The sequence below is a fragment of the Kitasatospora sp. NPDC057692 genome (genome assembly GCF_042799475.1).
GTDB lineage: Bacteria > Actinomycetota > Actinomycetes > Streptomycetales > Streptomycetaceae > Kitasatospora.
Genome location: NZ_JBHVIV010000069.1, coordinates 23,725 through 48,903, shown reverse-complemented (window position 1 = coordinate 48,903; position 25,179 = coordinate 23,725). Strand labels below are relative to the sequence as shown.

The following is a 25,179-nucleotide window of genomic DNA, read 5'->3' as shown; positions in this document are numbered from 1 at the left end:
GTGCCACTCGCGCCCGAGCCCCTCGCCCCGGAGCCGCTCGCGCCGGAGCCGCTCGCGCCGGAGCCGCTCGCCCCGGAGCCCGCCGAGTGCGAGCCCGTCGGGGCCGGGGCGGCCGCCGGGAGCGGACGATGAGCACCGAGGCCGTCACCCCCACGGCCGGCCTCCCCGCCCAGGCCCGCGCCCCCCGCTGGACCACCGAGCTGCGCCGGGAGGACGACGCCCTCGACACCCTGGCCGAGGAGTGGGACGACCTGGTCGCCCGCTGCCGGACGGCCACCTTCTTCCAGTCCGCCGTCTGGCAGCGCTCCTGGTGGCGCCAGTACGGCACCCCCGGCGCCCTGCTGGTGGTGCTCGTGCGCCGCGAGGGCCGACTGGTCGGCGCGGGCGCGTTCCGCCGGCGCCGCGGCCCGCTCGGCGGCCTGACCGGCCTCGGCGCCGGACTGATCGACTTCACCGACGTCCTGCTCGACGACGACTGCGCCGACCGCGCCGCCGCCGAGTTCGCCGGCGCCCTCCCGCTCACCCGCCCCTGGCACAGCCTGGAGCTGCGCGAGGTCCGCCCGGAGGCCGCCGTCCAGCGGGTCTTCGAGCAGTGGCGCGGCCGGCGCCGCCGGTTCACCGACTCGCTCTGCCAGTACCTGCCGGCCGCCCCGATGGACGAGCTGCTCAAGCGGGTGCCCGGCAAGACCGCCCAGCGCAGCCGGGTCAAGCTGCGCAAGATCGCCGAGTCGGGCGTGGAGGTGCGGGCGACCCGCCCCGAGGAGGTGCCGCAGGCGCTGGACGGGCTGCTGCGGCTGCACTTCCTGCAGTGGCAGGACCGCGGCGTCACCCCCGAGCACCGCAGCGAGCGGTTCGCCCGGCACCTCGCCGAGTCCACCACGGGGCTGGTCGCCACCGGCCGCGCGGCCGTCCACCAGTTCTGGCTGGACGGCGAGCTGGTGGCGGTCGACCTGGTGCTGCTCTGCCCCTCCTTCAGCGGCCTCTACCTGTACGGCGCGCACCCGGCGCTGCGGGAGCGGCTGGACATCGCGGGCCTGCTGTTCGGCGCCGCGCTGGACGAGACGCTGGGCGCCGGGATCCCGGTGATAAGCCTGCTGCGCGGCCAGGAGCCGTACAAGCAGCGCTGGCGCCCGGACCGGCTGCCCAACCAGCGGCTGCTGTTCGGCCCGCGCGGGGCGGCCCCGGCGGCGGCCGCCCGGAGCGGTGCGGTGCGCGCCCGGGGGGCGGCGGTGCGCCTGCTCGACACCCGCGCGCCGAGGCTCAAGGAGGCGCTCGCCGCCCGCCGCCGCAGCTGACCCGCCCGCCTACCGCGGTCCGGCGGGCGGCGCCGGAGCGGTCGGCGGGACGGGGGCGGTCGGGGCCGTGGGCGGGGCCGGCGGTGCGGGGACCGCCGGCCCGCCCGGGAGGCCGGGTACCGGCGGCGCCGTCGGCACGGCGCTCGGAGCGGCGCTCGGAGCGGCCGACGGCGCCGGAGCGGCCGGCGGTGCCGACCCGGCGGGCGGCGTCGGCACGGCCGGCTCCGGGGCCCCCGGGGAGCCGGTCATCAGCTGCCGGAACCGGCTGCTGGAGCGCGGGTTGCGGTCGCACTGCCAGAAGCCGTGCGGACAGTAGTCGGTGACGGTCTGGTACGCGGTGTCGTGGGTGCGGATCCACTCCACCATCCGCTGCACGAACTCCGGGTTGTCGCCGTTGCGGAACAGCCCCCACTCCGGGTACGAGACCTGCTTGCCGCGCTTGGCCGCGAACTCGACCTGGTCCTGCAGCCCGTACGGCTCGCGCACGTAGTCGTCGAAGGTGCCGCCGGCCGGCTGGTCGTAGTTGTCCATGCCGATGATGTCGACCACGTCGTCGCCCGGGTAGCACTTGGTCCACGGGATCGCGTCGAGGCCCCGGTTGGGCGCGAAGTCGAAGCGGAACCGCTGCCCTGGCACCGAGCGCATCACCGTGACGATCCGCCGCCAGTAGGTCTTCCAGGCGGCCGGGTCGGGCTTGCAGCGGTGGGTGTAGGTGACGCCGTTCATCTCCCAGCCGAGGGTGAGCACGGTGTCCGCGCCGCCGAGCGCGACCAGCCGGCGGGCCAGCCGGAGGAAGTGCCGGTCGAAGTCGCCGCGGGCGCCCTGGCCGAGCAGCCGGGCCACCTCGCCGTCCGGCACGTTCGCCTCGCTCGGCACCAGCATCGGCACGCCGAGCACGAGCATCCGGGCCGGGTCGGCCAGCCGCCACTGCGACCACATGGCGAGCACCATCGGCTCGCCCTCGATGTCCGCCCAGCCGTTGCCCGCCAGATACGTGTGGCCGACCTGGAGGTTGGCGTTGCCCAGCCACTGGGCGTACCGGCCGATCTGCGGGATGTAGTTGTCCCAGGAGCCGACGAAGGCGCCGAACGGCGGCTCGTGCGCCGGGCGCTGGACCGGCGGGTGGGGGGCGGGGCCGCGCGGCGCGATGGCGTCGGAGGACAGCGAGTGCCGTTCGGTCTGGCCCAGCGGTGTCCCGGCGGGCACGCTGGCGGTGGTGAGCAGCAGCAGGGTGGCGGCGGCCAGCGCCAGACGGCCGAATCGCATGGGGTCTCCTCGGACGGCGCCCCCGGACGGTGCCACGGGCAGGGCGGAGCAGGGCTGGGCGGAGCGGGGAGGGCCACGCAGCGTGGCGACACCCTTGCCGACAGTAGGGCCGACCGGGCGAGGAAAGCCGAATGTCACCCGAAAGTGGGCGATATTCGAACGCCGTCCGCGTGTGCCGTGTATCACCTCGGTAACGGTCCTCAAGGCCCCGGGCGCCCTACCGCCGAGCCCCGTCCCGGAGCCCGCGAGGCCGTTCCGGTGCCCGACGGCGCAGGTCGCCGGGCGGGCCCGCGCGGGGCTCCGGGAACCGGCCGGCGGGGTTCGGCCGTTCAGCCGTACGGGAAAGTCCGGCTGACTCGCGCGGGTGCCGAAAGGTACGCTCCGCCCGTGTCCTGGAAGTCGCGCGCCCTCAGCCCCCGATCGATCCTCCCTGCCCTGGCGGTGCTGCTGGTCCTTGTGGCGGGCGCCGCCGCGCACGCCAACAAGCCGGTCCCGTTCGGCGACCGGGTGGCCGCGAAGGGCACCGCGGACGCGAGCGCGGATCCCACCGCCTCACTGGACGCCGCCGCCCTGGACCTGCGGGTGGGGCCGGGCCTGGAGGCGTACCACCGGGCCACCGGCGAGCACGCCTGGTCCTACCAGCGGGAGGGCGCCACGGCGCTCTACCTGGCGATGGCGGGGGAGAACGCCGTGGTGGTGTGGGACGACGGCCTGGTCACCTCGGTGCGGCCCGGCGACCAGCAGGTGCGCTGGCACCGCGCGGTGCCCGGCCTGGCCGACTGGCTGCGCGGCGCGGGCGAGCCGGGTGCCGACAAGCGCACCGAGGAGCAGCGCAAGCAGCTGGCCACCGAGCGGGCCGCGGCCTCGCTGCGCACCGTCGGACAGTCCGCGCCCTGGGTGGCGGTGGTCACACCCGAGCTGACGATGGGGTTCCGCGACGCCGACGGCGACCTGCGCTACAACTCCAAGCCGCCGGGCAGCTGCGTCTACGACCCGGTGCGCACGGTGGCCACCGACCACGCGGTGCTGGTGCCGCGCAGCTGCGCCAACAGCAGCGGGCAGCCGGTCTCCGGCGGGATCTCCGGCTACCGGATGGACAGCAGCGGGTGGCAGCTGAACGCCGGGCCCGGTGTCGTGATGAAGGCGCTGGACGGGCGCCGGGTGCTGATCTCGGACGGGCCGATCGTCGCCCCGCGGGTCTTCGACACCTGGGCGGCGGCGCCCGAGGCGGCCTGCGGCAGCCCGGCCGAGCCGTTCGCCGCGGTCCGCCCGGCCGGCGGTTGCGGCGAGGACGGCGCGCGGCAGCCGTAGTGCTCCGGGCGGGTGATTCTCCGGGGTCGCCCGCGCGGCCCGGTAGACTTGCCGTCATGGCTGTTCTCTCCGGGCACTGACAGGCGAGCGGCGCCGCCCCGTGCGGTCCGCCGGTCCCCGTCGACGACGCCCTTTCCCGCCTCCCGGCCCGAACCCCGTCCGGTCGCCCGCCCACGTCCCAGGAGTAGTCCCCAGCCATGATTTCCGCCAACGGTCTCGAACTGCGTGCCGGTGCCCGGATCCTGATCGAGTCCGCGAGCTTCAAGGTCGCCCCCGGCGACCGGATCGGTCTGGTCGGGCGCAACGGCGCGGGCAAGACCACGCTCACCAAGGTGCTGGCCGGCGAGGGCATCCCGGCGGCGGGCACGGTGACCCGCTCCGGTGAGGTCGGCTACCTGCCGCAGGACCCGCGCACCGGCGACCTCGACGTCCTCGCCAAGGACCGCATCCTCTCCGCCCGCGGGCTGGACAGCGTGCTGCGCAAGATGCGCGAGAACGAGGAGCGGATGGCGAACGGCAAGGGCGCCACCCGCGACAACGCGATGAAGAAGTACGCGCGCCTGGAGACCGAGTTCCTCACCAAGGGCGGGTACGCCGCCGAGGCCGAGGCCGCCACCATCGCCGCCGCGCTGGGTCTGCCGGACCGCATCCTCGACCAGCAGCTGCACACCCTGTCCGGTGGTCAGCGCCGCCGCGTCGAGCTGGCCCGGATCCTGTTCTCCGACTCCGACGTGCTGCTGCTCGACGAGCCGACCAACCACCTCGACGCCGACTCGATCGCCTGGCTGCGGGACTTCCTGAAGACCTACAAGGGCGGCTTCATCGTCATCTCGCACGACGTCGACCTGGTCGAGACGGTCGTCAACAAGGTCTTCTACCTGGACGCCAACCGCTCCGCGATCGACGTCTACAACATGGGCTGGAAGCAGTACCAGCAGCAGCGCGAGGACGACGAGAAGCGCCGCAAGCGCGAGCGGGCCAACGCCGAGAAGAAGGCCGCCACGCTGAACGCGCAGGCGGACAAGATGCGCGCCAAGGCGACCAAGACGGTGGCCGCGCAGAACATGGCCCGCCGCGCCGAGAAGCTGCTGTCCGGGCTGGAGACGGTCCGCGCCAACGACAGGGTCGCCAAGCTGCGGTTCCCGGACCCGGCCCCGTGCGGCAAGACCCCGCTGACGGCCAGCGGGCTCTCCAAGTCCTACGGCTCGCTGGAGATCTTCACCGACGTCGGCCTGGCCATCGACCGGGGTTCGCGGGTCGTCATCCTGGGCCTCAACGGCGCCGGCAAGACCACCCTGCTGCGGATGCTGGCCGGGGTCGAGCAGCCGGACACCGGTGAGGTCGTGCCGGGCCACGGCCTGAAGATCGGCTACTACGCCCAGGAGCACGAGACGCTGGACGCGGAGCGCACCGTCCTGGAGAACATGCGCTCGGCGGCGCCGGACATGGACCTGGTCGCGGTCCGCAAGATCCTCGGTTCCTTCCTGTTCTCCGGGGACGACGTGGACAAGCCGGCCGGCGTGCTCTCCGGCGGCGAGAAGACCCGGCTCGCGCTGGCCACCCTGGTGGTCTCCAGCGCCAACGTGCTGCTGCTGGACGAGCCGACCAACAACCTGGACCCGGCCAGCCGGGAGGAGATCCTCGGCGCGCTGCGCGAGTTCTCCGGCGCGGTCGTGCTGGTCACCCACGACGAGGGCGCGGTCGACGCGCTCCAGCCGGAGCGGATCATCCTGCTGCCGGACGGCGTGGAGGACCTCTGGAGCCCGGCCTACGCCGACCTGGTCACGCTGGCCTGATCACGCTCGCCCGGGGCCCGGTCGTCCGTACGGACGACCGGGCCTTCGTGTTCGCACCCGGTCGGGTGTCGACGTTTCCTCCCCTTTTTGGGCCAGAAAAACTAGTCCTTTCGGCGTGTCCGGGAATGAAGGGGTCCTGCATTCCGTTTGAGGAGCTTCCGTTGGACCGCCACTCGATCGTGATCGGGACCACGCTGCTGATCAGCCCTTTCGCATCGAACGGCGGTACGCCCCCGGGGGCGTGCACTCAGCGTGAGCGCCCTTGTGCGCTCGGATCACCACCGCAGGACCGCCTGTTGCGGACATGGACCTTGTCGAATGGGTGGCCAGGACGCGGTGGATGGGTGATCATGGGAATCTGACCGAGCAACGCTACGAGGAGGCACGGGTGGCCGAGACTCTGAAAAAGGGCAGCCGGGTGACCGGTGCCGCGCGTGAGAAGCTCGCGGCCGATCTCAAGAGGAAGTACGACTCCGGGGCGAGCATTCGCGCCCTCGCGGAGGAGACCGGTCGCTCGTACGGCTTCGTGCACCGCATGCTGAGCGAGTCCGGGGTGATTCTCCGGGGCCGCGGCGGTGCCACGCGGGGCAAGAACAAAGCTCCTGCTGGAGCTGGTTCCTGACGCTTCGTCAATTCATCGGACGAATGACTCGGCGGCAGGGCGCAGGCGGGGGAGACGACCGTTGATCGTCCGCCCCCGGCCGGGGCGAACCGGCCGCCGATCGTCATCCCACGGCCGCGCGCCGGCCGGGCCGCCCGTCGTCGGGAGCCGCCCGTCGACCGCCCCCTGCCGTCGCGCCGCCAGTTTTGTTACTCTCCGGTAGCCAAGCACCCTCGCCACCGGAGGTCCCCGCATGACCGCTCCCGCCACCGATCCGCAGAGCCCGCACCGGGAGCGGGACGGCGTCCGCCTGGAGATCGACGGTGAACTCGCCGTCGTCACCCTCTGTCAGCCCAAGCGGCGCAACGCCCAGTCGCCCGCCCTGTGGCGCGCCCTCACCGCCGTCGGCCGCGAGCTGCCCGGGACCGTCCGGGTGGTCCTGCTCCGCGCCGAGGGCGTCTCCTTCTCCGCCGGCCTCGACCGCGCGATGTTCAGCCCCGAGGGAATCCCCGGCGAACCGAGCTTCCTCCAGCTCGCCGCCGCCGGGGACAAGGAGCTCGACGAGACCATCGCCGGCTACCAGGAGGCCTTCACCTGGTGGCGCCGCCCCGACCTGGTCACCGTCGCGGCCGTCCAGGGCCACGCCGTCGGCGCCGGCTTCCAGCTCGCCCTCGGCTGCGACCTGCGGGTGGTCGCCGAGGACGTCCAGTTCTCCATGAAGGAGACCTCGCTGGGCCTCGTTCCCGACCTCGCCGGCACCAAGCCGCTGACCGAGCTCGTCGGCTACGCCCGGGCGCTGGAGATCTGCGCCACCGGCCGCTGGGTCGGCGCGGCGGAGGCCACCGCGATCGGCCTGGCCAACCTCGCCGTCCCGGCCGCCGAACTGGACGCCGCCGCCCGCGACCTCGCCGCCGCCCTGCTCGCCGCCCCGCGCAACGCGGTCATCGAGACCAAGGCCCTGCTCCAGGGCGCGGCCGACCGCGGCTACGACGAGCAGCGCTCGGCCGAACGGGCGGCGCAGGCCCGCCGGCTGCGCGACCTCGCCGGCATCGGCGACTGACCGGCCGCAACCGCGCCGGAAGGCCCGGCCCCGTGGGACGCACCCACCGGGCCGGGCCTTCCGGCGTTCGGGCCTTCCGACTGCTCCGGGGGCGGGATTCGTGGCGAAATGCCAGAGTTGGAGCGATTTGCGATATAGCTGGAGCCGCACGACGGGAGATGAGCCATGCCTGATACTCCGACGCCCGCCACCCTGCACAAGAACGCCCCGCACGGTACCCACGCGCCCGCCGCCGCCTCGCCGGCGAGCTCGGGGGCCGCCCACGCCGCGATCGGCGAGCGCGGCCGCACCGCGCTGGCCGTCGGCGTGGTCGAGAAGATCGCCGGGATGGCCGCGCGCGAGGTCAGCGGCATCCACGCGCTCGGCTCCGGCCTGGCCCGGACCTTCGGCGCGATGCGGGACCGGGTTCCCGGCGGGCGCAGCAGTGTCGGGCGCGGCATCAAGGCCGAGGTGGGGGAGAAGCAGACCGCCATCGACATCGCGCTGGTCGTCGAGTACGGCGTCGTCATCCCCGAACTCGCCCGCCAGGTGCGGGAGAACATCATCGACGCGGTCGAGCGGATGACCGGGCTGGAAGTCGTCGAGGTCAACATCGCCGTCAACGACGTCCACCTGCCCGACGAGCCCGACGTCGAGGAGGAGGAAGAGGAGGCGCCCTCCTCCGGACAGCGGCCCAAGCTGAAGTAGCCCCCTGACGTGGTTGGTGGCGGAAGACGAGGTGGAACGGATGAACCTGGCCATCGTCGGCCTGGTGGTGGGAATGGCGCTCGGCTTCGCCGGATACTTCGGCGGCTTCGCGGCGTTCCTGCTGGTGGCCGTGCTCGGGGCGGCCGGATTCGTGGTCGGCCGCCTGCTGGAGGGCGACATCGACCCCGGCGAGCTCGGCGACCTACTGCGCAACCGCGACCGGCGCCGCTGATGGCGGGCCTCGTCCCGGTACCCGCCCACCGGGAGCCCGGCGCCCGCGGCCGGCTGCGGATAGCCGACCGCGTCTACGCCAGGATCGCCGCCCGCGCCGCCCGCGAGGCGCTCGCCGACGCCTGGCGCGAGCGCGCGGCTCGGGGCGGCCCGCCGAAGGTCTCGGTCACCGGCCCCGCCACGCCGAGCGCCCCCGTCACCGTCCGCGTCTCCGTCGACCTCCCCTTCCCGGCCGACCTCGCCGCCCTCGCCCGCACCGTCCGCGACCGCGTCTCCCGCGACACCCGCGCCCTGACCGGCACCCGGGTGGCCGAGGTCGTCGTGGTCGTCGAACACCTGGTCCCGGAGACTCCCCGATGACCGCCCCGCCGCCGGTCGTGGCGGGCGCCCGGTGAACGCGGGCGTGGTCGGGCGGCTCACGGGGGCACGTGTGCGGGGGCGGGCGTTGCGTATGGCGGTGGCCGCGACGGCCGGGTGGCTGGTCGTGGAGGGGGCCCGGTGAGGGGGCGGGTGGAGGTGGAGCAGGGGGCGGAGGCCGCTCCGGTGAAGGTGCGGCGGCCTCGGGTGCCGCGTACCGCGGCGGCGGCCGTGGTGGCGACGGTGCTGCTGGTGGCGGCCGGGACGCTGCTGTACGACGTGATCGCGGTGCGGACGGGGCACTCGGCGCGGCAGTGGCGGGCGGACCTGGCGGACGAGTTGGCCACCCGGCACCTGGACGACCCGGCGGTGCTGATCGGCGCCGGCGCGGGGGTGCTGATCGGGGGCTGGCTGCTCTGGCTGGCGCTCGCGCCCGGACTCGGCCGCTGGCTGCCGCTGCGCCCGCACGGGAGCACCGCGGCGGCCATCGACCGCTCCGGAGTGGCCGCCCTGCTGGCCGACCGGGCCGCCGGGCTGCCGGGTGTCGAGCACCTGCGGGTGCGGGTCAACCGGCGCCGGGTGCGGATCGCACTCGTCGGCCCGGCCGACCCGGCCTCGGTGCAGCGTCGGCTGCGCGAGGAACTCGCGGCGGTCACGCTGGCCCGGCCGCTGCGCCTGGACGTGCGGACGGCGGGCCGCCGCCGCCGCGCGAAGCCGGTCGAGGACGCCGGGCAGGACATCGAGCAGGCGGCCGGGCAGGCGGCCGGGCAGGACACCAAGGGCGCGGCGGGCGGAGGCGGCGAGTGAGCCGGGGCACGGTCAACCGGCTGCTGCTCGGGGTGGTCGGGCTGGTGCTGCTGGCGGCCGGGGTGCTGGTGCTGGCCGGCGGGCTCGACCTCTACGGGCGCCTGGGTGTCGACCCGCCCTCCTGGTGGCCGCTCACCTCGCCCGACCAGCCGGTGCTGAGCGCGCGCTCGCGCGCCCGCTGGGCGGGTGAGTCCTGGTGGTGGCCGGTGGTGATCGCCGGGCTGGTCGTGGCGGTCGCGGGCACCGCGTGGTGGCTGGTGGCCCAGTTGCGCCGCAGCGGTCCGACCACCGTCGTGCTGCCGACGCCGGGCGCGCCGGGTCTGCGGCTGCGGCTGCGCACCAGGGCGCTGGAGGAGGCGGTGGAGACCGGCGCGGTCGCGCTGCCGGAGGTCGAACGGGTCGGCGTCCGACTGGTCCGCGGGGCGCGGCACCCGGGGTTGCGGGCGGCCGTCCGGATGACCCCGGGCGGTGACCCGGCGGCGCTCGCCGAGCACTTCGAGACGGGCCCGCGCGCCGGGGCGCGGACCAGCCTGGGCCTGCCGGATCTGCCGGCCGAGCTGCGGATCCGGGTGGTCGCGGCCCGGCCGGAGGTCACCGGGCGGCGCCGCCGCCGCGGCAGGCAGCCGCGCGTGGTCTGACGTCTGACGTCTGATTTCCGACCCCCGACGCCCGACGCCGCCCGGTGGCGCTCAGAGCCCGCGCAGCGCGCCGCCGTCGACGGGGATCATGACCCCGGTGAGGTAGGAGGCGGCGGGGGAGAGCAGGAAGGCGGCGACCTTGCCGAACTCCTCGGGGGTGCCGTAGCGGCCGAGCGGGATGTCGGCGCTGTGCCGGGCCCGGGCGGCCTCGGCGTCGCCGCCGAGGGCGTCGAGTTCGCGCACCCGGTCGGTGTCGATCCGGGCCGGCAGCAGCCCGACCACCCGGATGCCGCGCGGGCCGAGTTCGTCGGCGAGCGACTTGGCGGCCATCGCGAGGCCCGGGCGCAGGCCGTTGGAGATGCCGAGGCCCGCGATGGGCTGGCGGACGGAGCCGGAGAGCACGAAGCCGATCACGCCGCCCTCACCGAGCGACGCCGCGGCGGCGCGGGCGATCCGCAGGGCGCCGAGGAAGACCGAGTCGAAGGCGTCCCGCCAGGCCTCCTCGGGGGCGGTGGCGACGGGGCCGGCCTGCGGGCCGCCGACGCTGATCAGCACGCCGTCCAGTCGGCCGAAGCGCTCGACGGCCGCCGCGACCAGCCGCTCGGCGGTCGCCGGATCGGCGTTGTCGGCGGCCAGCCCGTGCACCGCCCGCGGTCCGCCGCCGAGGGCGGCGAGCTCGGCGACGGCCGCGTCGACGCTCTCCTGGCGCCGGCCGCTGACCAGCACCCGGGCGCCGTCGGCGGCGAGTTCGCGGGCGGTGGCCAGGCCCAGGCCCCGGGTCGCGCCGGTGACCAGGTACACCTTGTTCTGAAGTCCAAGATCCATGGAGCCATCCTGCCGGGTCGGCCCGGGCCGCGGGTAACGGGGCGCGGTGGTGGCGACCGGACGCTCCGTGGCCGAATCATAACGATGACTGGCCGAAAGTTGACGGTGCTACGAAAGTTAGGGAAACCTACCCTTGCTTTTGCGCCACCCTCCCCTCGACCCCGGAGCCGTCATGCCCGAGTACCACCCGACCGTCCCGGCCCCGGGGGGAGCCGCGGACGCGCCGGACGACGCGCGCCGCAGACTGCGCGTCGCCGGAGCCGCGGCCGCCGTCTGCCTGCTCTGGGCGGCCAGTGCCTGGACCGCCGGGCACCTGCACGCCGGTCCGGCCCTGCACACCGTGGCGCTCTTCGGCCACCTGGCCGCGCTGGTGGTGGGGTTCGGCGCGGTGCTAGCGATCGACTACTACGGACTGCTCTGGGCGCTGGGCCGCCGTCCGCTGCGCGAGGTGGTGGACTTCACCGCCCCGCTGCACGTGCCGGTCTGGGGCGGGCTGCTCGGGCTGACGCTCACCGGCGTGCTGCTGGAGCCGCACCTGGACGCCGGACTGACGCAGCTCAAACTGTTCCTGGTCCTGGTGATCGCCCTGAACGGCGTGTACGCCGGTACCCTGCACCGCCGGCTCACGGAGTACGGGGAAGGCCGGCCGCCGACCCGGCTGCTGGTCCGGGGCGCGGCGTCCGCGCTGGTCTCGCAGACCGCGTGGTGGGGCGCGGTGCTGATCGGCTTCTACAACACCCAGCACTGACGGCACCCGGCACCGGCAGCACCCGGTGCTGACGGCACCCGGCACCGGCGGCCCGCCCGGAGGCCGGTTCCGGCGCTGGCCTTGACGCCCGCGTCAAGGTCTACCGTCGTTCCCGGCGGCGTTCGAACAGCGGCCGGAAGGGCAGGGTCCGGACATGCGGATCGGTGAACTGGCGAAGCGGGCGGGGACGACCACCCGGGCACTGCGGTACTACGAGCAGCTCGGGCTGCTCCCCGCCCGGCGAGCCGGCAACGGCTACCGCGCGTACGGCGAGGAGGACGTGCGGCTGCTGCGGCAGATCCGCACCCTGCAGGACTTCGGGTTCGGCCTGGAGGACACCAGGCCGTTCGTCGAGTGCCTGCAGGCGGGCCACCCGCACGGCGACTCCTGCCCGGCCTCGCTGGAGGTCTACCGGAAGAAGCTGTCCGAGCTGGACGAGTGCATCGCCAGGCTCCAGGAGGTCCGTACCCGGGTGTCCGAGCAGTACGCCCGGGCCGAGCGGGAGCGCGACGCGCTCGCCGCGGGGGCCGCCGCGGAGCCGCCGCAGTGCGAGTGGGCCGCACCGGCGGCCCCCGACCGGGACGACTGGGAGACGAGATAGGCCATGGTGCAGATCACAGGGGTGGCGGCGGTGACGGACGAGACCTTCGCCGCCGAGGTGCTGGCGGCCGAGGGGCCGGTGCTGGTGGACTTCACGGCGGACTGGTGCCCGCCGTGCCGCCAGATGGTGCCGGTGCTGGCGGAGATCGCCCGGGAGGAGGCGCACCGGCTGACCGTGGTCAGCCTGGACGTCGACCACAACCCGCAGACCCAGGCGGCGTACGGGGTGCTGTCGATGCCGACGCTGATGGTGTTCCGCGGCGGCGAGCCGGTGAAGTCGGTGGTCGGAGCCCGGGCCAAGGCCCGGCTGCTGCGCGAGCTGGACGACGTGCTCTGACGGTTCCCGCGCCGCGGGCGCCCGGCCGGGGGCGGGCTCGGCCGGGGGCGGGCTCAGGCGGGGACGGCGACGGCCGGGCCCTCGGCCTCGGCGGCCTCCTTGCGGCGGTCCTTGGCCTCCCGGCGCGCCATCACCGCGAACCCGACCGGGATCATCGCGGTGAACAGCCACCACTGGATCGCGTACGCCATGTGCGGGCCGATGTCGGAGTGGTTGGGCTCGGGCAGCAGCTCGGGCTGGTCGGCCGGGGCGGCCGGCTCGGTGGCGGTGAGCTCCAGGTAGCCGCCGAGCAGGGCGGCCCCGCTCTCCTTGGCCTGCTGGGTGCTGCTGATCAGGGTGAACTGCCGGTCCGGCAGGCCCGCCCGGTCCTTGACGCTGCCGGAGGCGGCCTCGTCGGCGCGCAGCCGGCCGGTCAGGGTGACCTGGCCGGCCGGTGCGGCCGGGACGGTCGGGTATTCGGCGGCGGAGGAGGCGGAGGGCACCCAGCCGCGGTTGACCAGGACGGTTCCCCCGCCGTCGGCGAGCACCAGCGGGGTGACCACGAAGTAGCCGATCTTGTCGCCGCTGGAGTCGGTCCGCTTGCGGACCACGAACTCGTGCGCCGGGTCGTACTGTCCGGTGGCCGTCACGGGGCGCCAGGTGAGGTCCTTGGGCACGGCGAACCCGGGGGCGGTCGACAGGGTGTCGAACGGCACGGGCCCGGCGGTGAGGGCCTGGGCGATCAGCTCGTTGCGGTCCACCCGCGCCTCGTGGCGGTGCAGCTGCCAGAACCCCAGCCGGATGGTCGCGGGGATCAGCAGCAGGGCGATCAGCAGGGTGATCAGCCAGCGCCGGGAGAGCAGGAAACGGTACACATGGGCACGGTACGCCCTGTTCACAACCGGCTCACGCACCGGGGTGCGGGGCGACCTCGCGCAGCAGTTGGAGGAAGGCGTCCTCGCCGACCACCGGGGTGCCGACCTCGCGGGCCTTGCGGGCCTTGCCGCTCCAGCTGTCCGGCTCGTTGGTGACCAGCAGGCTGGTGAGCCGGCTCACCGAGGTGGCGATGTGCAGGCCGGCCTCGACGGCGCGGTCCTCCAGCAGCTCGCGGTCGGTGGCGGTGTCGCCGGTGAACGCCACCCGCATGCCCTGGACCAGCGGCTTGCCGTCCTGCCAGCGCCCGGGGTTCGGGTACGGGCACGGCGGGCGCTTCTTGGCCTGCCGGTACGCGGCGCCGGTCCAGGAGGCGCGGGAGGCGGCGGCGGGCGCGTCGTCGCCGAGGTCGGTGACCGCCAGGCAGGACTGCAGCGGCAGCGGGACGCCCCCCGAGCGGGCCAGCGCCAGGCTGGGGCGGAACGCCTCGGCGAGCACCCGGGCGTCGTCCAGCGCGTTGTGCGCCTGGCGCTGGTGGACGCCGAAGTACGCGGCCAGCGAGGACAGCTTGCCGTTGGGCAGCGGCAGCCGCAGGTCGCGGGCCAGCACCATGGTGCACAGCCGCTGCTCGACCGGGGCGTGCAGGCCGGCCCGGGAGAACTCGCGGGAGATCATGTTCCAGTCGAAGAGCGCGTTGTGGGCGACCATCACCCGGCCGCGCAGCCGCTCGGCGAACTCGTCGGCGATCTGCGGGAAGGTGGGCGCGCCGGCCAGCACGTCGTCGGTGAGGCCGTGGATCCAGACCGGGCCGGGATCGCGCTCCGGGTTGACCAGGGTGTACCAGTGGTCGACGACGTCGCCGTCCTCGTCCAGCCGGTAGACGCCCGCCGAGATCACCCGGTCCGTGCGGCCGAGGCCGGTGGTCTCGACGTCCACCACCGCGAAGCCGCCGTCGGGGGAGGCGGAGCGCTGGGCCGGGACGGGAGCGGTCCGCGGCGCCGCGCCGGGGGTCTCGGGCTGGATGGCGTACATGGTCCAACAGGATAAGGCCCGCCGGTGACGTCGGACGGCCCTTCGCCGAGGGCCGGGGTCGTCCGGAAGGTTGGCCGGGACCGGCCGGAATAGAGTGGACGGTGCAGTCGTCGTACACCTGGTCGATTGTTTCCCGGTCGCCCGCGGCACCCCGGCGGGCACCTCTGCGAAGGACGAACCCTCATGCGCGCCACGGTCATCCACGGTCCCCAGGACATCCGGATCGAGGAGGTTCCGGACCCGGTCGTGCAGCAACCCACCGATGCGGTGGTGCGGGTGGTGAACGCCTGCATCTGCGGCAGCGACCTGTGGGCGTACCGCGGCGTCGCCTCGCGGGTGGCCGGGCAGCGGATCGGCCACGAGTTCCTCGGCGTGGTGGAGGAGGCCGGGGCCGAGGTGCGCGGCTTCCGGCCGGGCGACCTGGTGGTGGCGCCGTTCGTCTGGTCGGACGGGACGTGTGACTTCTGTCGCGAGGACCTGCAGACCTCCTGCCCGCACGGGGGCTTCTGGGGGCAGGTCGGCTCGGACGGCGGGCAGGGCGAGGCGGTGCGCGTCCCGTACGCGGACGGCACCCTGGTGAAGCTGCCCAAGGAGGCGCTGGGTGACGAGAAGCTGCTGCCGGGGCTGCTGGCACTGTCCGACGTGATGGCGACCGGGCACCACGCGGCGGTCTCGGCGCGGGTGCGGCCGGGCGCCACGGTGGCGGTGGTCGGCGACGGCGCGGTGGGCCTGTGCGGGGTGCTGGCCGCGCACCGGCTGGGCGCCGGGCGGATCATCGCGCTGGGCCGGCACGCCGCCCGCACCGACCTGGCCCGCCGGTTCGGCGCGACCGACGTGGTCGCCGAGCGCGGCGAGGCGGCGGTCGAGGCGGTCCGGGAGCTGACCGGCGGGCAGGGCGCGCACGCCGTGCTGGAGGCGGTCGGCACCGAGGAGTCGATGCGCACCGCCGTGTCCATCGCCCGGGATGGCGGCGCCGTCGGCTACGTGGGCGTGCCGCACGGCGGCAGCGCGGGCGTCGACATCGGTCAGATGTTCGGCCGGAACGTCTCGCTGGGCGGCGGCGTCGCACCGGCCCGCGCCTACATCCCCGAGCTGCTGCCGGACGTCCTGTCCGGCGCCATCGAGCCGGGCCTGGTCTTCGACCGCACGGTGGACCTCGACGGCGTCCCGGACGGCTACCGGGCGATGGACGACCGTTCGGCCCTGAAGGTGCGGATCGCTTTCTGACGTACCGCTGTTGACGTGCCGCCAGGGGTGGTCCGGTGTGCCGGGCCACCCCTTCGGCTTGCCCGGATGGGTGGTTTTCGAGCAGTTGGTTACGGCGGAAGAGTGAAGGTTTGGCAGATCACGGTCAAACCCTTCCGGGTGAACCGGGACCCTCCTAGCATGGCGCGGCGCGCATCGGGATTGTGACTTCGCTCACGTCCGATCGTTTCCACTGATGCGACCGCTACGCCGAAGGAGTGAGGAGTCAGAGTGGAATCGCCGCCGATCACCACCACCCCCAGCGAAACCCAACTCATCGAGGAGAGCGCGGAGTTCAGAACCCTCCGCAGCTCGTTCCGGAACTTCGCGTTCCCGGTCACCATCGGTTTCGTGCTCTGGTACCTGCTCTACGTGCTGCTGTCCGGCTACGCCCCCGCCCTGATGGCCACCAAGGTCGTCGGGCACGTCAACGTGGCCCTCCTGCTCGGGCTGCTGCAGTTCGTCACCACCTTCGCCATCGCCGGCTGGTACGCGCGTTACGCCGACCGGAGGATCGACCCGAGCGCGGCCGCCATCCGCGAGGCGCGCGGAGCGGTCGTCCACGCCCCCCGGGAGGCCGCCGAATGAACCTGCTCGCCAGCTCCGCCACCGACCACCGCGGTCTCACGATGACCCTGTTCGGGCTCTTCGTGCTCGCCACCCTCGGCATCACCGTCTGGGCCGGCCGGCAGACCAAGGACGCCGCCGACTTCTACGCCGGCGGCCGCGCCTTCTCCGGCTTCCAGAACGGCCTCGCGATCTCCGGCGACTACATGTCCGCCGCCTCCTTCCTCGGCATCGCCGGGGCCATCGCGCTGTTCGGCTACGACGGCTTCCTGTACTCCATCGGCTTCCTGGTCGCCTGGCTGGTCGCACTGCTGCTGGTGGCCGAACCGCTGCGCAACTCCGGCCGCTACACCATGGCCGACGTGCTGGCCTTCCGGATGCGCCAGCGCCCGGTGCGCACCGCCGCGGGCATCTCCACCATCGTGGTGTCGATCTTCTACCTGCTGGCCCAGATGGTCGGCGCCGGCAGCCTGGTCGCCCTGCTCCTCGGGGTCAGCGGCGACGCCGCCAAGCGGTGGACCATCGTCGCGGTCGGCGCGCTGATGGTCCTCTACGTCGCCATAGGGGGGATGAAGGGCACCACCTGGGTGCAGATCGTCAAGGCGGTGCTGCTGATCGCCGGCACCGCGCTGATGACCGTGCTGGTCCTGGCCAAGTACCACTTCAACCTGTCCAGCCTGCTCGGCGCCGCCGCCGACGCCAGCGGCAAGGCCAACGCCTTCCTCGAACCGGGCCTGAAGTACGGCGCCACCGGCACCAGCAAGCTCGACTTCCTCAGTCTCGGCCTCGCCCTGGTGCTCGGCACCGCGGGCCTGCCGCACATCCTGGTCCGCTTCTACACCGTGCCCACCGCCAAGGCGGCCCGGAAGTCGGTGCTCTGGGCGATCGGGATCATCGGCGGCTTCTACCTGATGACCCTCGCGCTCGGCTTCGGCGCCGCCGCACTGGTCGGCCCCAAGGCGATCAGCGCGGCCAACAAGGCCGGGAACACCGCCGCCCCGCAGCTCGCCGAGGAACTCGGCGGCGGCGCCGGCACCACCGGCGGGGCGGTGCTGCTCGCGGTGATCTCCGCGGTCGCCTTCGCGACGATCCTCGCCGTCGTCGCCGGTCTCACCCTGGCCTCCTCGGCCTCCTTCGCCCACGACCTCTACGCCAACGTCATCCGGCGCGGCAAGGTCTCCGAGCGCGAGGAGGTGCACGTCGCCAAGTGGGCCGCCGCCGGGATCGGCGCGGTGGCGATCGCGCTCAGCCTGTTCGCCGACAAGCTCAACACCGCCGCGCTGGTCGCCCTGGCCTTCGCGGTTGCCGCCTCGGCGAACCTGCCCACCCTGCTGTACTCGCTGTTCTGGAAGCGCTTCACCACCGCCGGCGCGGTCAGCTCCGTCTACGCCGGCCTGGTGTCCTCGGTGCTGCTGGTGGTCTTCTCCCCGGTCGTCTCCGGCGGGAAGAACTCGCTCTTCCCGCACTCCGACTTCCACTGGTTCCCGCTGGAGAACCCCGGCCTGGTCTCCATCCCGGTCGGCTTCCTGGCCGGCTGGATCGGCACCGTGCTCTCCCGTCGCGAGGCCGACCCGGCGAAGTACGCTGAGCTGGAGGTCCGCTCACTCACCGGGCTGGGCGCCCACTGACCGGCGGACGATGACTAAGCTGGCCCGGCCCCGCCGTGACGGTGGCCGGGCCGGCCGCCCCGGGCGGCGCCTCACTCGGGAAGGGACCGCCGTGCTGCTCGACTCCTTCGGCCGCCGCGCCGTCGACCTGCGGGTCTCCCTCACCGACCGGTGCAATCTGCGCTGTACCTACTGCATGCCCGAGGAGGGCCTGCAGTGGCTGGCCAAGCCCGAGCTGCTCACCGACGAGGAGACCGTCCGGCTGGTGACCCTCGCCGTGCGCGACCTCGGCGTCCGGGAGGTCCGCTTCACCGGCGGCGAGCCGCTGCTGCGCCCCGGGCTGGTCGGCATCGTCGAGGCCTGCGCCGCCCTCGACCCGCGGCCCGAGCTCTCGCTCACCACCAACGGCATCGGCCTCGCCCGCACCGCGGAGGCGCTGCGCACGGCCGGCCTGGACCGGGTGAACGTCTCGCTCGACACCCTCGACGAGGACACCTTCCACACCCTCACCCGGCGCCGCCGCCACCACGACGTGCTGGCCGGCCTGGCCGCCGCCGAGGCCGCCGGGCTCGTCCCGGTCAAGCTCAACGCGGTGCTGATGCGGGGCGTCAACGAGCGCGAGGCGCCCGACCTGCTCGCCTGGTGCCTGGAGCGCGGCTACGAGCTGCGGTTCATCGAGCAGATGCCGCTGGACGCCCAGCACGGCTGGGACCGCTCCTCGATGATCACCGCCGAGGAGATCCTGGAGCGACTGTCCGCCCGGTTCGTCCTCACCCCCGAGCCCTCCGCCGCCCGCGGCGCGGCCCCCGCCGAACGCTGGGTGGTGGACGGCGGCCCGGGCCGGGTCGGCGTGATCGCCTCGGTGACCCGCCCGTTCTGCCGCGCCTGCGACCGCACCCGGCTCACCGCCGACGGCCAGGTCCGCAACTGCCTCTTCGCCACCGGCGAGACCGATCTGCGCACCGCCCTGCGCTCGGGGGCGGACGACACCGAACTGGCCGCACTGTGGCGCGCCGCGATGTGGGGCAAGAAGGCCGGCGCCGGCATCGACGACCCGGAGTTCCACCAGCCGGTCCGCCCGATGTCCGCCATCGGGGGCTGAGCCCCTAAGGGGTGGTCCCGCCGGTGAAGGGCAGGACCTCCTTGAGGAAGCCGCGCACGCCCAGGAACTGGGAGAGGTGCTCGCGGTGCTCCTCGCAGGCCAGCCAGGTCTTGCGGCGGTCCGGGGTGTGCAGCTTGGGGTTGTTCCAGAGCAGTTCCCAGACGGCGTCCGCGCGGCAGCCCTTGGCGGAGCAGATCGGGGTCTGCGGCTGGGGGGCGTCGGGGAGCAGCATCGGCGGTCGTCCTCGGGCGGTCGGCGGGAGTCGTCACCGCCAGTCTGTCACGCGGGCCTTCGCGCCGGCCGTCGTGCGCACATGGCGACGCCGGGCAGCCACGGGGGGAGCCGCCCGGCGTCGGTCCGTCGCTCCGACGGGGGATGCGGAGCGCGTACGCAGTATGTCACGGCCCGGGGCGGGTATGGGGAGGTCTTGCATGATTAATCTGAGCTTCTTTTGAGCTTTCCACCTGGGCAACGGGCGGAAAGTGGCTCAAAACGGACGGTCAGCTCCGGTCCTGTGAAGAATCGGTGGGCACACGCCCGGCCCCGTCAGTACCCTGCGTCACATCCGCACCGCGGGCACCGGCGCCGCCGGGGCCCAGCATCAGCGGAGTGGTCGGCGGCACGTCGAAGGTGGACGGCAGACCCGGGGCCCGCTCCCGGCCCGCGTTGGCGAGCAGCACCGCGAAGTACGGCAGCAGCACCCCGCCCGCCAGTGCCGCGAACGCCACCCACCGCTGGACGTCCCACAGCACCACCGCGAGCAGCACGCAGACCGTGCGCAGCAGCATCGAGGCGACGTACCGGCGCTGCCGCCCCCGGACGTCCTCGCTGAGGCTGCTGCGGGCCCCCGTGATCCGGTAGACCCGCCCGCCGTCGGCGCTCTTGCCCATGTCCCAAACCGCCCTCGTCCGCGCGTCCGCGCGCCTCGCCGCGCGGCCATCTCACGGTACGCCGGGAGGGGGCCGGGAACGAGACCGGGTCCGCGGAGATGGCCCTATCGGCCCTATCGGCCCTATTGGCCCTGCGCGAGGTACTCCGGCGGCACCGCGTCCGTCAGCCAGACCCCGTTGGCGCTCACCCGGAACTCGTGGCCCGCCGCCGCCATCGCGGCCGCGTCCACCAGGAGCACCACCGGCCGGCCGTGCCGGGCGCCCACCCGGGTCGCCGTCCCGGTGTCCGCCGACAGGTGGACGTCCTGCCGGGCCATCGGGCGCAGGCCCTCCCGGAGGATCGCCGGCAGGCTCCGGGCCGCCGTGCCGTGGAACAGCACCGGCGGGGGCTCGGTGGCGGCCAGACCGAGGTCGACCGCCACCGTGTGCCCCTGGCTGGCCCGGATCGAGAGGCCGTCCGGCGAGTAGGCGAAGCGGCGCTTGTTGTTGGTCGCCACCACGTGGTCCAGCTCGGCCCTGGTCAGCCGGGTGCCCCGGGCGGCCAGTGCGCCGAGCAGCACGTCCACCCGGACCCAGCCGGCCGGGTCCAGGGCGATCCCGACGCGGCCGGGGTCGTGCCGCAGGATGCGCGACAGCATCTTGCTGGTCTTCACCGTGCGCTTCTCGTCCATCAGGCCGATCCTCCTCCGGTCGGCCGGCCCCGGCTACGAGGCCTGGCTGACCGAGCTCATGTTGAATCCCGAAACCCGGACCGGCGGCATCGCCGTCCGGGTGAACCAGTCGCCCCACTCGCGGGGCAGGCAGCGCTCGGTGCGGCCGACCTCGGTGATCCGGCCGAGCAGCTCCACCGGCGACTCGTTGAAGCGGAAGTTGTTGACCGCCCCGACCACCTCGCCGTTCTCCACCAGGTAGACGCCGTCCCGGGTGAGACCGGTCAGCAGCAGCGTCGCCGGGTCCACCTCGCGGATGTACCAGAGGCAGGTGAGCAGCAGGCCGCGCCCGGTGCGGGCGATCATCTCCTCCAGGGTCGGCGCGGCCGCCTGGTCGGAGGTCTCCAGGACGAGGTTGTCGACCGCGGGGCGCAGCGGCAGCCCGCCCAGCGCGGCCGCGTGGCGGCTGGTGACCAGGGCGGCCAGCTCGCCGTCCCGGATCCAGTCGGTGGCGGTCAGCGGCAGGCCGTTGTCGAACACCGAGGACTCGTCCTCGCTGGCGTGCGCCAGTACGAACGGCGCCGACTCCAGACCCGGCTCGTGCGGGTCGGAGCGCAGCGTCAGCGGCAGCCCGGCCAGCTTCTCGCCGATCCGGGTGCCTCCTCCCTTCTTCGAGAAGACCGTCCGGCCCTCGAAGGCGTCCCGGCCGCCGGCCGACCAGCTCAGGTACACCATGAGGTCGGCGACGGCGGACGGCGGCAGCAGCGTCTCGTAGCGGCCGGCCGGAAGGTCGATCCGGCGCGCGCCCCAGCCGAGCCGCCGGGTCGCCTCGGCGTGCAGGGCGGTGACGTCCACGTCCGAGAAGTCCCGGGTGGCGGCCCCGACCCAGGCGGAGCCGGACAGGTCGGCGGTCTTGGCGTTCAGCTCGAAGGTGCCGGTCGGCTGGTCGTGGCGCAGCCGCAGACCGGTGGAGGTGCCCAGGTAGCTGGTGACCATCTCGTGCCGGGCGAAGCCGTACAGCAGCTCGCCCTGCTCGGCGGCGCGGGCGAAGGCGCGGCCGAGGGCCGGCCCGAACTCCGCGAACACCTCGATCGAGGTCTCGGCCGGCGGCCGGGTGAAGTCCGGCGAGTTCGGCTGCTCGGCGACGGTGACCAGCGGCTGCGCGTCCTCGGCCGGCCCGGCCGCGCGGGCGGCCTCCTCGGCGGCCCGGACCAGGTCGGCCACGTCGTCCGGCCCGACGGCCTCGCGGGAGACCACGCCGGAGGCGGTGCCCTCCGGGCCGGCCACCGTGGCGATCACGGTGAGCCGGCGGCCCCGGGTGACGCCGTTGGTGGTGAGCGCGTTGCCGGCCCACCGCAGGTTGGCGGTGGACTCCTCGTCGGCGATCACCACGCAGCCGTCGGCGCGGGAGAGGCCGAGCGCCAGCTCGACGAGTTCGTGGGGCTGCGTCGTCGCGGTCATCAGTGACCCGCCTCCTGCTGGGTGTTGAGCACGTTGACGTTGCGGAACAGCGCCGAGGGGCACCCGTGGCTGACCGCGGCGACCTGGCCGGGCTGCGCCTTGCCGCAGTTGAAGGCGCCGCCCAGCACATAGGTCTGCGGGCCGCCGACGGCCGCCATCGAGCCCCAGAAGTCGGTGGTGGTGGCCTGGTAGGCGAAGTCCTTGACCTGGCCCGCGAGCTCGCCGTTGCGGATGGCGTAGGCGCGCTGCCCGGTGAACTGGAAGTTGTACCGCTGCTGGTCGATCGACCAGGAGCGGTCGCCGACGATGTAGAGGCCGTTCTCGACGCCGGCGAACAGGCCCTCGGTGGACGGGCCGCCCTCGGCCGGCCGGAGCGAGACGTTGGCCATCCGCTGCACCGGGACGTGCGCGGGGGAGTCGGCGAAGGCGCAGCCGTTGGAGCGCTCGAAGCCCTTGAGCCGCGCCATGGCGCGGTCGAGCTGGTAGCCGACCAGCACGCCGTCCTTGACGAGGTCCCAGGACTGCGCGGCCACCCCCTCGTCGTCGTAGCCGACGGTGGACAGGCCGTGCTCGGTGGTGCGGTCGCCGGTGACGTGCATCAGCTCGGAGCCGTACTTCAGCGAGCCGAGCCGGTCGAAGGTGGCGAAGGAGGTGCCCGCGTAGGCGGCCTCGTAGCCGAGGGCGCGGTCCAGCTCGGTGGCGTGGCCGATCGACTCGTGGATGGTCAGCCAGAGGTTGGACGGGTCGATCACCAGGTCGTAGCGGCCCGGCTCGACGCTCGGCGCCCGCATCTTCTCGGCCAGCAGGACGGGCAGCCCGGCGAGTTCGGCGTCCCAGTCCCAGCCGGTGCCCGCCAGGCTCCGCTCCCCGGGGGACGACCCCCGTACTCCCGCCAGGTATTCCCAGCCCCGCCCGACCGGCGGCGCCAGGGTGCGCATCGAGTCGAAGGCGCCGGTGCGCGCGTCCACCGAGGTGGCCTCCAGCACCGGGTGCAGCCGGATCCGCTGCTGGGTGGTGACGGTGCCGGCGGTGTCCGCGTAGAACTTGTTCTCCTGGACGGTCAGCAGGGTCGCCTGGACGTGCGAGACGCCCTCGGCGGCCAGCAGCCGGGTGCTCCACTCGGCGAGCAGCGCCGTCTTCTCGGCGTCCGGCACCTCGAAGGGGTTCACCTCGTACGCGGAGACCCAGGTGGCGTCCCGGTGCACCGGCTCGGCGGCCAGCTCGACCCGTTCCGCCGACCCCGCGGTGCGGCCGATCCCGCCGGAGAGCCGGGCCACCGCGACGGCCTGCTCGGCCACCCGGGCCGCCGCGTCGGAAGTGAGGTCCACCCCGGACGCGAAGCCCCAGGCGCCGTCCAGCAGCACCCGGACGGCGAAGCCGAGCTGCACGCCGTCGGAGGTGCCGGCCGGGCGGGCGTCGCGCAGCCGCCAGGAGGCGCTGCGGACCCGCTCCAGGCGGAAGTCGGCGTGCGAGGCGCCGAGTTCCCGGGCCCGGGTGAGGGCGGCGTCGGCGAGGGCGCGCAGCGGGAAGCCGAGGAAGAGCGGGTCGACGGCGTGGGACGGCGGCGTGCTGGTCGGGGGCAGCGGAGGCAATCGGGCTCCCTGGTCGGGCGGACGGCGGTGCGGGCGCCCTCCTTCGCACAAAGGGGGCACCCGCACCGCATCATTTCCCGTCAAAGGGGTTTCGGCCAGCGCATTTCCGGTGCGGCGGCCGACCGGCTAGCCGACGCCCTCCCACCAGCCGTCCGGCTCCGGCGGGTTGTCGACGTCCACCCGCTCGCCGGGGCGCGGGACCGCCAGCCGCACGCCGTGCTCCTTCGCCGCCACCAGCAGCCGCTCGACCGGCTCGGCCCACGGGTGCAGGCCCAGGTTGAAGGTGCACCAGTGCACCGGGAGCAGCAGTTCGGCGTTCAGCTCCCGGTGGGCGAGGACGGCGTCCTCGGGCGTCATGTGGATGTCCGCCCAGGCCGGGTCGTAGGCGCCGACCTGGACCAGCGCGGCGTCGAACGGGCCGTGCTCGGCGCCGATCCGCGCATAGCCCTCGAAGTAGCCGGAGTCGCCGGTGTAGTAGATCCTGCGGCTCGGCCCGGCGACCACCCAGGAGCCCCACAGGGTGGTGTTGCGGGTCAGGCCGCGGCCGGAGAAGTGGTGGGCGGCGGTCAGGGTGAGCACCAGGTCGCCGAGCGTGCAGGTCTCGTCCCAGTCCAGTTCGATGATCCGGTGCTCGGGCACGCCCCAGCGGCGCAGGTGGGCGCCGATGCCGAGCGGCACCGCGAACGGCGCCGACTGGCTGCGCACCAGCCGGCGGACCGTCGCCATGTCCAGGTGGTCGTAGTGGTCGTGCGAGATGAGCACCGCGTCCACCTGCGGCAGCTCCTCCAGCTCCACCGGCACCGGGTGCAGCCGGCGCGGGCCGACCTGCGCGGCGGGGGAGCAGCGCTCGCTCCAGATCGGGTCGAGCAGCACCCGCGAGCCCTCGATCTCGACCAGCGCCGAGGCGTGCCCGTACCAGGTGACCGCCACGCCCTCGGCGGCCGGGACCGCGCCGTCGGGCGGCCGGACGACGGGCACCGCGCGGCTCGGTGTGCGGCCGTCGCGCTGGAACAGCACCCGGCGCACCGTGTCCGGGTCGATGCCGGACGGCGCGGCCGTCCGGGCCAGCTCGGAGGGCGCGTTGTGGAAGACGCCGTCGCGGTACTGGGGGGAGTTGCGCAGCCGTTCCTCGCGCTCGCCGTCCGGTCGGCGGCCGAACGCCGCCGGGAGGTCGCGCAGCGCCCAGGCGACCGCTCCCGCGCCGGCCGCCAGCGCGGCCAGGGCCGCCAGTCGTCCGCGCCGATGGGTGGTCCCGGCCCGTGCCTCGCTCATTCCGCGTTCCGCCTCCGCTCGTCGCCGGGGCCGCTGTCCGGCCGCGGGCCGTCGTCGGCCCCGGTGCGGCGGCCCCGGCCTCGTGCCGCACCAGGGGGCACAACGGGCGTGCCCCGCCGCCGGGTTCCCGGACGGGCCGCTCAGTGGACACGACAATCCGGTGCGGACCGGTGGGCGAATCGCGGGAAATCCGGGCGGACACGGATTGTCGGGTACCGACAGTTCCGTCGCTGCGGCGCTGTGGGAGCCCGATTCGCCGCCGCGCCGGAACGACCGATAGCGTCACACCGCGTACCTCGTTACGACGTACGCGGACATCACGGAGTGGTACGCGGGCGTCACGGCGTGCG

27 protein-coding genes are annotated in these 25,179 nt (G+C 74.3%); 17 read left to right on the top strand and 10 right to left on the bottom strand.

Annotated elements, in window-relative coordinates; all coding sequences use genetic code 11:
• Nucleotides 1-128: 128 nt before the first annotated feature.
• Nucleotides 129-1,295 (top strand): GNAT family N-acetyltransferase, encoded by a 1,167-nt coding sequence (locus tag ACFVFS_RS30495; RefSeq protein WP_380628050.1) that lies wholly within the window; start codon nt 129-131, stop codon nt 1,293-1,295.
• A 9-nt stretch (nt 1,296-1,304) separates the two neighbouring features.
• On the opposite strand, the gene ACFVFS_RS30490 is transcribed toward ACFVFS_RS30495, so the two are convergent.
• On the bottom strand, nt 1,305-2,561 hold the full coding sequence (locus ACFVFS_RS30490; protein ID WP_380628049.1) for a glycoside hydrolase family 26 protein: 1,257 nt from the start codon (nt 2,559-2,561) through the stop codon (nt 1,305-1,307).
• Between the two features lie 387 nt (nt 2,562-2,948).
• Here ACFVFS_RS30490 and ACFVFS_RS30485 point away from each other — a divergent pair, with 387 nt between their 5' ends.
• The 9 genes from ACFVFS_RS30485 (at nt 2,949) to ACFVFS_RS30445 (ending at nt 10,049) form a co-directional block, all read left to right on the top strand.
• A complete protein-coding gene (locus ACFVFS_RS30485) occupies nt 2,949-3,872 on the top strand; it encodes a hypothetical protein (protein WP_380628048.1) in 924 nt (307 codons plus the stop codon).
• A 197-nt stretch (nt 3,873-4,069) separates the two neighbouring features.
• Nucleotides 4,070-5,668, top strand: a complete 1,599-nt coding sequence (locus ACFVFS_RS30480; RefSeq protein WP_380628047.1) for an ABC-F family ATP-binding cassette domain-containing protein — start codon at nt 4,070-4,072, stop codon at nt 5,666-5,668.
• 388 nt (nt 5,669-6,056) lie between these two features.
• Nucleotides 6,057-6,290, top strand: coding sequence for a helix-turn-helix domain-containing protein (locus ACFVFS_RS30475; protein ID WP_350548483.1), 234 nt, complete (start codon nt 6,057-6,059; stop codon nt 6,288-6,290).
• Between the two features lie 232 nt (nt 6,291-6,522).
• Nucleotides 6,523-7,329 carry an enoyl-CoA hydratase/isomerase family protein gene (locus ACFVFS_RS30470; RefSeq protein WP_380628046.1) on the top strand — a complete coding sequence of 269 codons (807 nt, stop codon included), beginning with the start codon at nt 6,523-6,525 and terminating at the stop codon, nt 7,327-7,329.
• Between the two features lie 165 nt (nt 7,330-7,494).
• Nucleotides 7,495-8,016, top strand: coding sequence for an Asp23/Gls24 family envelope stress response protein (locus tag ACFVFS_RS30465; protein WP_380628045.1), 522 nt, complete (start codon nt 7,495-7,497; stop codon nt 8,014-8,016).
• A gap of 40 nt (nt 8,017-8,056) precedes the next feature.
• Nucleotides 8,057-8,248: a hypothetical protein gene (locus tag ACFVFS_RS30460; protein ID WP_376088849.1), complete on the top strand. Its 192-nt coding sequence runs from the start codon at nt 8,057-8,059 to the stop codon at nt 8,246-8,248.
• A complete protein-coding gene (locus ACFVFS_RS30455) occupies nt 8,248-8,607 on the top strand; it encodes a hypothetical protein (RefSeq protein WP_380628044.1) in 360 nt (119 codons plus the stop codon). Before ACFVFS_RS30460 ends, ACFVFS_RS30455 begins: the two co-directional genes overlap by 1 nt.
• 204 nt (nt 8,608-8,811) lie before the next feature.
• Nucleotides 8,812-9,411, top strand: a complete 600-nt coding sequence (locus ACFVFS_RS30450) for a DUF6286 domain-containing protein (protein ID WP_380628043.1) — start codon at nt 8,812-8,814, stop codon at nt 9,409-9,411.
• Nucleotides 9,408-10,049: an alkaline shock response membrane anchor protein AmaP gene (locus tag ACFVFS_RS30445; RefSeq protein ID WP_380628042.1), complete on the top strand. Its 642-nt coding sequence runs from the start codon at nt 9,408-9,410 to the stop codon at nt 10,047-10,049. Before ACFVFS_RS30450 ends, ACFVFS_RS30445 begins: the two co-directional genes overlap by 4 nt.
• A 51-nt stretch (nt 10,050-10,100) precedes the next feature.
• Here ACFVFS_RS30445 and ACFVFS_RS30440 read toward each other — a convergent pair whose 3' ends face one another.
• A complete protein-coding gene (locus tag ACFVFS_RS30440; RefSeq protein ID WP_380628041.1) occupies nt 10,101-10,874 on the bottom strand; it encodes an SDR family oxidoreductase in 774 nt (257 codons plus the stop codon).
• Between the two features lie 172 nt (nt 10,875-11,046).
• On the opposite strand from ACFVFS_RS30440, the gene ACFVFS_RS30435 reads away from it, so the two are divergent.
• From ACFVFS_RS30435 to trxA, 3 genes are all read left to right on the top strand, one after another.
• On the top strand, nt 11,047-11,622 hold the full coding sequence (locus ACFVFS_RS30435) for a hypothetical protein (protein ID WP_380628040.1): 576 nt from the start codon (nt 11,047-11,049) through the stop codon (nt 11,620-11,622).
• 154 nt (nt 11,623-11,776) lie between these two features.
• Nucleotides 11,777-12,223 (top strand): MerR family transcriptional regulator, encoded by a 447-nt coding sequence (locus ACFVFS_RS30430; RefSeq protein ID WP_380628039.1) that lies wholly within the window; start codon nt 11,777-11,779, stop codon nt 12,221-12,223.
• A gap of 3 nt (nt 12,224-12,226) precedes the next feature.
• Nucleotides 12,227-12,559, top strand: coding sequence for a thioredoxin (gene trxA / locus ACFVFS_RS30425; protein ID WP_380628038.1), 333 nt, complete (start codon nt 12,227-12,229; stop codon nt 12,557-12,559).
• Nucleotides 12,560-12,612: 53 nt separating this feature from the next.
• On the opposite strand, the gene ACFVFS_RS30420 is transcribed toward trxA, so the two are convergent.
• Both ACFVFS_RS30420 and ACFVFS_RS30415 read right to left on the bottom strand, forming a co-directional pair.
• Nucleotides 12,613-13,413 carry an SURF1 family protein gene (locus tag ACFVFS_RS30420; RefSeq protein WP_380628037.1) on the bottom strand — a complete coding sequence of 267 codons (801 nt, stop codon included), beginning with the start codon at nt 13,411-13,413 and terminating at the stop codon, nt 12,613-12,615.
• Between the two features lie 31 nt (nt 13,414-13,444).
• Nucleotides 13,445-14,443, bottom strand: coding sequence for a DEDDh family exonuclease (locus ACFVFS_RS30415; protein ID WP_380628036.1), 999 nt, complete (start codon nt 14,441-14,443; stop codon nt 13,445-13,447).
• Between the two features lie 183 nt (nt 14,444-14,626).
• Between ACFVFS_RS30415 and ACFVFS_RS30410 the strand changes: the two genes are divergently transcribed.
• The 4 genes from ACFVFS_RS30410 to moaA all read left to right on the top strand — a co-directional run bounded on the left by ACFVFS_RS30410 (nt 14,627) and on the right by moaA (nt 18,964).
• Complete coding sequence (locus ACFVFS_RS30410) at nt 14,627-15,670, top strand: zinc-dependent alcohol dehydrogenase family protein (RefSeq protein WP_380628035.1); 1,044 nt, start codon at nt 14,627-14,629, stop codon at nt 15,668-15,670.
• A gap of 249 nt (nt 15,671-15,919) precedes the next feature.
• On the top strand, nt 15,920-16,276 hold the full coding sequence (locus ACFVFS_RS30405) for a DUF485 domain-containing protein (RefSeq protein ID WP_380628034.1): 357 nt from the start codon (nt 15,920-15,922) through the stop codon (nt 16,274-16,276).
• The gene (locus ACFVFS_RS30400) at nt 16,273-17,883 is read left to right on the top strand and encodes a cation acetate symporter (protein ID WP_380628033.1); all 1,611 of its coding nucleotides are present in this window, start codon (nt 16,273-16,275) and stop codon (nt 17,881-17,883) included. Before ACFVFS_RS30405 ends, ACFVFS_RS30400 begins: the two co-directional genes overlap by 4 nt.
• 91 nt (nt 17,884-17,974) lie before the next feature.
• Nucleotides 17,975-18,964 (top strand): GTP 3',8-cyclase MoaA, encoded by a 990-nt coding sequence (gene moaA / locus ACFVFS_RS30395; protein WP_380628032.1) that lies wholly within the window; start codon nt 17,975-17,977, stop codon nt 18,962-18,964.
• Between the two features lie 4 nt (nt 18,965-18,968).
• On the opposite strand, the gene ACFVFS_RS30390 is transcribed toward moaA, so the two are convergent.
• The 6 genes from ACFVFS_RS30390 to ACFVFS_RS30365 all read right to left on the bottom strand — a co-directional run bounded on the left by ACFVFS_RS30390 (nt 18,969) and on the right by ACFVFS_RS30365 (nt 24,829).
• A complete protein-coding gene (locus ACFVFS_RS30390) occupies nt 18,969-19,196 on the bottom strand; it encodes a hypothetical protein (RefSeq protein WP_380628031.1) in 228 nt (75 codons plus the stop codon).
• 268 nt (nt 19,197-19,464) lie between these two features.
• Entirely contained in the window at nt 19,465-19,854 is a 390-nt protein-coding gene (locus ACFVFS_RS30385; protein ID WP_380628030.1) for a DUF3099 domain-containing protein, read from the bottom strand.
• Nucleotides 19,855-19,976: 122 nt separating this feature from the next.
• Nucleotides 19,977-20,525, bottom strand: coding sequence for an RNA 2'-phosphotransferase (locus tag ACFVFS_RS30380; protein WP_380628029.1), 549 nt, complete (start codon nt 20,523-20,525; stop codon nt 19,977-19,979).
• 33 nt (nt 20,526-20,558) lie between these two features.
• Nucleotides 20,559-21,965: a metallopeptidase TldD-related protein gene (locus tag ACFVFS_RS30375; protein ID WP_380628028.1), complete on the bottom strand. Its 1,407-nt coding sequence runs from the start codon at nt 21,963-21,965 to the stop codon at nt 20,559-20,561.
• On the bottom strand, nt 21,965-23,548 hold the full coding sequence (locus ACFVFS_RS30370; RefSeq protein ID WP_380628053.1) for a TldD/PmbA family protein: 1,584 nt from the start codon (nt 23,546-23,548) through the stop codon (nt 21,965-21,967). Before ACFVFS_RS30370 ends, ACFVFS_RS30375 begins: the two co-directional genes overlap by 1 nt.
• A gap of 135 nt (nt 23,549-23,683) precedes the next feature.
• On the bottom strand, nt 23,684-24,829 hold the full coding sequence (locus ACFVFS_RS30365) for an MBL fold metallo-hydrolase (protein ID WP_380628027.1): 1,146 nt from the start codon (nt 24,827-24,829) through the stop codon (nt 23,684-23,686).
• Nucleotides 24,830-25,179: the final 350 nt, after the last annotated feature.

What these genes read in the sequence shown, in the direction of transcription:
- ACFVFS_RS30415 (WP_380628036.1), bottom strand. Translation starts at nt 14,443, where the DNA reads ATGTACGCCATCCAGCCCGAGACCCCCGGCGCGGCGCCGCGGACCGCT.
- ACFVFS_RS30435 (WP_380628040.1), top strand. Translation starts at nt 11,047, where the DNA reads ATGCCCGAGTACCACCCGACCGTCCCGGCCCCGGGGGGAGCCGCGGAC.
- trxA (WP_380628038.1), top strand. Translation starts at nt 12,227, where the DNA reads ATGGTGCAGATCACAGGGGTGGCGGCGGTGACGGACGAGACCTTCGCC.
- ACFVFS_RS30385 (WP_380628030.1), bottom strand. Translation starts at nt 19,854, where the DNA reads ATGGGCAAGAGCGCCGACGGCGGGCGGGTCTACCGGATCACGGGGGCC.
- ACFVFS_RS30400 (WP_380628033.1), top strand. Translation starts at nt 16,273, where the DNA reads ATGAACCTGCTCGCCAGCTCCGCCACCGACCACCGCGGTCTCACGATG.
- ACFVFS_RS30480 (WP_380628047.1), top strand. Translation starts at nt 4,070, where the DNA reads ATGATTTCCGCCAACGGTCTCGAACTGCGTGCCGGTGCCCGGATCCTG.
- ACFVFS_RS30365 (WP_380628027.1), bottom strand. Translation starts at nt 24,829, where the DNA reads ATGAGCGAGGCACGGGCCGGGACCACCCATCGGCGCGGACGACTGGCG.
- ACFVFS_RS30380 (WP_380628029.1), bottom strand. Translation starts at nt 20,525, where the DNA reads ATGGACGAGAAGCGCACGGTGAAGACCAGCAAGATGCTGTCGCGCATC.
- ACFVFS_RS30455 (WP_380628044.1), top strand. Translation starts at nt 8,248, where the DNA reads ATGGCGGGCCTCGTCCCGGTACCCGCCCACCGGGAGCCCGGCGCCCGC.
- ACFVFS_RS30465 (WP_380628045.1), top strand. Translation starts at nt 7,495, where the DNA reads ATGCCTGATACTCCGACGCCCGCCACCCTGCACAAGAACGCCCCGCAC.
- ACFVFS_RS30495 (WP_380628050.1), top strand. Translation starts at nt 129, where the DNA reads ATGAGCACCGAGGCCGTCACCCCCACGGCCGGCCTCCCCGCCCAGGCC.
- ACFVFS_RS30390 (WP_380628031.1), bottom strand. Translation starts at nt 19,196, where the DNA reads ATGCTGCTCCCCGACGCCCCCCAGCCGCAGACCCCGATCTGCTCCGCC.
- ACFVFS_RS30440 (WP_380628041.1), bottom strand. Translation starts at nt 10,874, where the DNA reads ATGGATCTTGGACTTCAGAACAAGGTGTACCTGGTCACCGGCGCGACC.
- ACFVFS_RS30430 (WP_380628039.1), top strand. Translation starts at nt 11,777, where the DNA reads ATGCGGATCGGTGAACTGGCGAAGCGGGCGGGGACGACCACCCGGGCA.
- ACFVFS_RS30490 (WP_380628049.1), bottom strand. Translation starts at nt 2,561, where the DNA reads ATGCGATTCGGCCGTCTGGCGCTGGCCGCCGCCACCCTGCTGCTGCTC.
- ACFVFS_RS30460 (WP_376088849.1), top strand. Translation starts at nt 8,057, where the DNA reads ATGAACCTGGCCATCGTCGGCCTGGTGGTGGGAATGGCGCTCGGCTTC.
- ACFVFS_RS30470 (WP_380628046.1), top strand. Translation starts at nt 6,523, where the DNA reads ATGACCGCTCCCGCCACCGATCCGCAGAGCCCGCACCGGGAGCGGGAC.
- ACFVFS_RS30375 (WP_380628028.1), bottom strand. Translation starts at nt 21,965, where the DNA reads ATGACCGCGACGACGCAGCCCCACGAACTCGTCGAGCTGGCGCTCGGC.
- ACFVFS_RS30410 (WP_380628035.1), top strand. Translation starts at nt 14,627, where the DNA reads ATGCGCGCCACGGTCATCCACGGTCCCCAGGACATCCGGATCGAGGAG.